The 4,650-nt window shown below is 59.4% G+C and carries 5 protein-coding genes; 3 read left to right on the forward strand and 2 right to left on the reverse strand.

The window, feature by feature from the left end; translation table 11 throughout:
• Positions 1-1,583: CHASE2 domain-containing protein (locus WBM93_RS10115; protein ID WP_424431486.1), on the reverse strand; the 1,583-nt coding region annotated here is incomplete at its 3' end.
• An 88-nt stretch (positions 1,584-1,671) separates the two neighbouring features.
• On the opposite strand from WBM93_RS10115, the gene WBM93_RS10120 reads away from it, so the two are divergent.
• Positions 1,672-2,430: a cytochrome b/b6 domain-containing protein gene (locus WBM93_RS10120; RefSeq protein WP_424431488.1), complete on the forward strand. Its 759-nt coding sequence runs from the start codon at positions 1,672-1,674 to the stop codon at positions 2,428-2,430.
• Positions 2,431-2,457: 27 nt separating this feature from the next.
• Entirely contained in the window at positions 2,458-2,850 is a 393-nt protein-coding gene (locus WBM93_RS10125) for a DUF302 domain-containing protein (RefSeq protein ID WP_424431490.1), read from the forward strand.
• Positions 2,851-2,896: 46 nt separating this feature from the next.
• Here WBM93_RS10125 and WBM93_RS10130 read toward each other — a convergent pair whose 3' ends face one another.
• Complete coding sequence (locus tag WBM93_RS10130; RefSeq protein WP_424431492.1) at positions 2,897-3,721, reverse strand: TauD/TfdA dioxygenase family protein; 825 nt, start codon at positions 3,719-3,721, stop codon at positions 2,897-2,899.
• A gap of 58 nt (positions 3,722-3,779) precedes the next feature.
• Between WBM93_RS10130 and WBM93_RS10135 the strand changes: the two genes are divergently transcribed.
• On the forward strand, positions 3,780-4,650 hold an 871-nt coding region (locus WBM93_RS10135), incomplete at its 3' end, for an SDR family oxidoreductase (RefSeq protein ID WP_424431494.1).

A 4,650-nucleotide genomic window follows, 5' to 3' on the forward strand; every position in this document is an offset into this window, starting at 1 on the left:
CGCTCCTCGCCGCCGAGCTGCAGGCGTTCCGGGTTGGCGGCAATCTGGCGGACCATCTCGGGCGAAAGATAGCGGTCAAAAGCGGTGTGGATATAGGCTCTCTGCCGCTCCTCCTGCCGGAAACTCAGCAGCGTCTGCACCGCGTAAACCAGGATCAGCGCGATGATCGGCCAGGTCGGATCGAGCAGATAGTGCATTTGGTCAAAGGCCAGCCAGCTGCCGCCGGCAACCGCCAGAGTGGCGACCGTCCCGATCGCGGCTCCGATCATCGCGCCTGCGCCCGGCAGCAAAAGCGCGAGCCCGCCGCCGAGCAACAGGATCAGGAAAAATTCCATCCCCGGCGCCCAGTCGGGGCGGGTCAGAAACTCGCCGAGGATCATCTGTTCTGCGGCCTGAGCGTGAACGGTTACCCCCGGTTCATTCTCGGCCAGCGGGGTTGAAACCAGATCGCGCAGCCCGGTCGCGCTGGCTCCGATGAAGACGATCTGACCCTCCACAGCCGCGCCGATCTCCTCTTGCGACATAGCATCGGACAGCAGCTTCCACGCCGGGATGGTGCGCCGCGGTGCCGGCTCGCTGAAATGCATCCACAATTCGCCGGCGGCGGTGGTCGGTACTTCGAAATCTCCGACCCTCAGATTCACGATTGCTCCGGGCGCGCCAGCGGTTTCGCCGCTGCCATCGCTGGTCTTGGCCAATATCGAGCCCGCCTGTTGCGCCACCCGCAGGGCTTCCAGCGAGAGCGAGGGCACCAGCTTGTCCTTGTGGAGAAAAACCAGCGGTGCTCTGCGCAATATCCCGTCGGCATCGCCGACAATGCTCAGCGAACCCAGTCCGGCGGAGGCCTGTCTGAGTTGCGGTAGCGACTGAATCGCCCCTCGATATTGCTCGACCGTTCCGCTTGGCGGCGATCCCAGCACCGCCATGCCCGATGGCAGTTCGATTGGCTCGCCGCGGTCATCTCGCAACAGGAAGAACCCACTGACCACCGGTGCCAGGGCGAAACTGTCGGCCAGCACATCGTCATTGTCGGGCAGACCCGAAAGCGAGCCCACCAGATCCGCATTGCCCTCCTGTTTCGCCAAGCGCGCGGCAATCTGTTGGGGCGATGTCCGGTCCGGTTCGGAAAAAACAATATCAAAGGCAATCGCTGCCGCGCCGGCGTCGGACAGCTTCTGGGTCAGCCGTGCGATCTCGGTCCGCGACCATGGCCATTGGCCCAGCCGTTCGACCGATTCCTCGTCAATGTCGATGATCCGCACGCCCGCGTCCTGATAAGCGCGCGGCGCGGCGTTCTGATAGCTGTCAAAGACCATCAACCCGAGCCGGTCGAACCCGGGAAGCGCCGAAAACTGGAGCGCAGCGATGGCAAAAACCACCAGCAATCCCGTGATGATCGGGCCGGTTTTCAGCAATGCCAGCCACCGGCCGAGCGATTCCCTCAAATTTCTGATCCCCGATACCATGGCACGCTGATTGCCCCAGTCGTCGCGAAACTGCAAGTTGCCAAGACCGCGAGGGCGGCGGGTGCTGCGCCACGATATGCTGTTGCGCGCATGGCGGGGATTAGTGCAGCGCGACACACTCCGTAAATTTCCCTATTTCAGAGACGCTGTAAATTCCCCATTGATCACTCTTTCAGCCTGATCCTGACGATCAGAGGAGATGATGGTGTCCAATTCTGACTTAACAGCAACCGCCGCGCGCATCCGTGTCTGGGACGCACCGTTGCGGCTTTTTCACTGGCTTCTCGTCATCGCGATCGCCGTCGCGTTTCTTTCAGCCGAAGAGGAAAGCCCACTCAACAAATGGCACATCATCTCGGGCTGGGTAGCAGCGATCCTGATTGCATTTCGTCTCATATGGGGCTTCGCCGGCGGAGAATATGCGCGTTTTTCCGGGATGTGGAAAGGCGGCGGCCTTGGGCATCATATCAGCGAATTGTTGCGTTTTAAGCCAGCGGCGGCGGTCGGTCACAACCCCCTGGGCTGGATATCTGCCTTGCTGCTTATCGCTGTCAGCATAGTCACGATCTGGACTGGCGCATTGATCGTCACCAGCGGAGGAGAAGCGGGTGAAGATCTGCACGAGATCATCGGCTGGAGCCTCCTTGGATTGGTTGTCATACATATCGTGGCTGTTTTCGTCATGTCTCTCATGACCCGGGACAATCTGGTGCGGGCCATGATAACCGGTTACAAACGTGCCGGACGGCATGCCGGTGTCAGCAACGCACAAAAGCCGTCGCTTTTCTCGTATCTGGTCGGCTTTGCCACCATCGCCGCTGCCATTTTCGGTATCTTGACGATCGATCCCCAGGCGTTTGTTCCGCGCTCGACGGAATCGGCCGAGCATGGCCAAAATCAGACAGGCTATGGGCAGCGCGATGTTGAACATGACGAGATTGATCACCAAATCGATGACGAGTGATCTGAACATCAAGGAAAGGAGTTCTTTATGAGCTATTATATGGCGGCGACATTGAAGACGTCTTTTGACCAAGCCATCGAGCGCACCGAAGCTGCGCTCAAAACCGAGGGATTTGGGGTTCTCACGCGCGTCGATGTGCAGGAGACTTTGAAATCTAAAATCGACGTCGATTTTCGGCCTTATACGATCCTTGGTGCCTGCAATCCAACCTTGGCACATGAGGCATTGCAACTCGAAGACAAGGTCGGGACGATGCTTCCCTGCAATCTGGTGGTCCAGCAAAAGGGAGATGGCAAAGTTGAAGTGGCCGCCATCAACCCGGTTGCATCGATGCAGGCTATCGAAAATCCGCAGCTTAAAAAAGCCGCTGCCGCCGTTCAGGACAAGCTGTCACGGGTGATTGATTCACTGGGTTCCTAGGCCGCTAGATTTTTCATCCATAATATCCGCGGTTTATTGGGAAAATCTACCCCAATGCCACGCCCTCGATCGTGATCCGGTTGAGATAGCGCCGGTGGCCCTGATAGTCGTTCAGCGCATAATGCCAGGTCGACCGGTTGTCCCACATCGCGAGGTCGCCGGCATGCCATTGGTGGCGGTAGTGGAAGCGGTCCTCCATGATATGGCCGTATAGCTGTTGCAGCAGCGCCTGGCCCTCTGCCGGATCCATATCGACAATTTCGAGGGTGAAGCCGGGATTGACATAAAGGCCTTTTACACCGCTTTCGGGATGGGGCAGCACCACGGGATGGACCGCAGTCTGTCCGGCCTGATCGGCGTTGGTATAGCGACCTTCAAAGCCTTTGCGATATTCGCTTTCCTCGCCAAAGATATGGGCATTGCCGTGCCGTGCTTTCAAGTTTTTGATCTGGGCTTTCATGTCATCTTCGAGCGCTTCATAGGCCGCTGCCATCCCGGCAAATAGCGTATCACCGCCGCTTGGCGGTATTTCCAGCGCATAGAGGATCGATCCCATAGCCGGTGCTTCATCATAGCTGTGGTCGGTGTGCCAGCCGCCGCCGATATTGAGCTGCTGGTCAGGCTCCTTGAGCACTTCGGCAATTTCGGGATAGCCTTCACGGCGCTTGAAGAAGCGGTTGAAGTCGATCGGGCCCCAGCGCCGGGCAAAGGCAATATGCTCTTCCGGCGTCAGCTGCTGCTCGCGGAAGAACAGCGCGCCATGGTCGCGAAAGGCGGCGCGGATTTTGGTGAACTGTTCGTCCGACAGCTTGGTGACATCGACATCCTCGACAATCGCGCCCACCGCGTCGCTGGCTTTCGTGATTTGCATTCCACCCTCCGGATTTTGTGATAGTGTAGCAGCCAATTCGAAAATTAGGAGTCTTGCCATGACCGACCAGAACCGCACGCCATCGCTCAATCGCCGTCAATTGCTGGCCGCCACAGCCGTAACCGGCGTCGCGCTTTCAGCAGGGCCGGCAACGGCTGCCGCCGACGACAAGCCGGACCTGACCGGAAAATCGGTGCTGATCACCGGCTGTTCGTCCGGTTTCGGCTTTCTGGGCGCGCTCTATTACCAGACGTTGGGCGCCAGAGTTTTCGCCACGATGCGCAATTTGCCGCGCCAGGAGGCCGGGGAACTGGAAGGCCAGTCAATGGCCGAAGGGCCGGGCTTTGACATTCTCGAACTCGACGTCTTGTCTGATGAGTCGGTGAATAATGCGGTTGCGGAGGCCGAGCGTCTGAACGGCGGCGCGCTCGATGTGGTGATCAACAATGCCGGGATCGGCACCGGCGCTCCGGTCGAGCTGCAGGACATGGCAGCGATGCAGTTGCTGTTCGACACCAATGTCATGGGCTATCAAAGGGTGGCACGGGCCGCGCTGCCGGCGATGCGGGCGAAGAAATCGGGGCTGATCGTCAATGTCTCCTCCCAATTGGGGCGCGTGATGGTGCCCGGCATGGGTCTTTACAGCTCGACCAAATTTGCGGTCGAATCGATGAGCGAGCAAATGGCTTACGAGCTGGTCCCGCACGGCATTGATGTCACCATTGTGCAGCCCGGCGGCTTTCCCACCAAGATCTGGGAAAATGGCAATCAATATACCGCGCCGATGCTCGAGCGCGCGAGTGCCGAGCGCAAGGCCGCCTATCCGGCACTGGTCGCGGGCGCGTTGCGCAATGGCGGCGGTTCGACCGATCCGCTGGATGTGCCGCGCGCGATCGCCCAGACGATTGCTCTGTCGCCGGGCACACGGC

The sequence above is a fragment of the Parasphingorhabdus sp. genome, assembly GCF_049667325.1.
Taxonomy (GTDB): domain Bacteria; phylum Pseudomonadota; class Alphaproteobacteria; order Sphingomonadales; family Sphingomonadaceae; genus Parasphingorhabdus.